The sequence below is a fragment of the Tritonibacter sp. SIMBA_163 genome (assembly GCF_046535935.1).
GTDB lineage: Bacteria > Pseudomonadota > Alphaproteobacteria > Rhodobacterales > Rhodobacteraceae > Epibacterium > Epibacterium scottomollicae.
Window position 1 is genome coordinate 1 of record NZ_JAWJBP010001280.1, and the last position, 237, is coordinate 237.

The 237-nt window shown below is 54.9% G+C and carries 1 protein-coding gene; it reads right to left on the bottom strand.

Annotated elements, in window-relative coordinates:
- A partial coding sequence (locus R0J92_RS26420) for a sugar transferase (RefSeq protein WP_411053869.1) occupies positions 1-193 on the bottom strand: 193 nt, incomplete at its 3' end.
- Between the last annotated feature and the right edge of the window lie 44 nt (positions 194-237).

Sequence of the window (237 nt, forward strand, 5' to 3'; positions counted from 1 at the left end):
GTGCCCAACCAGTGATCCCCGGTTTGACGCGATGACGGCTGTGATACTCGTCCACGGCTTCATCGTATAGTATTCCGCCGGCTTTTGCGGAGGGCGCATGGGGGCGTGGACCGACGAGCGACATGTCACCTTTAAGAACGTTAAACAGCTGTGGTAGTTCGTCAATGCTGTTTTTCCGGATGAACGCTCCCACCTTAGTGACGCGAGGATCATTTCGTTGTGTCAACTGCTGTGCAG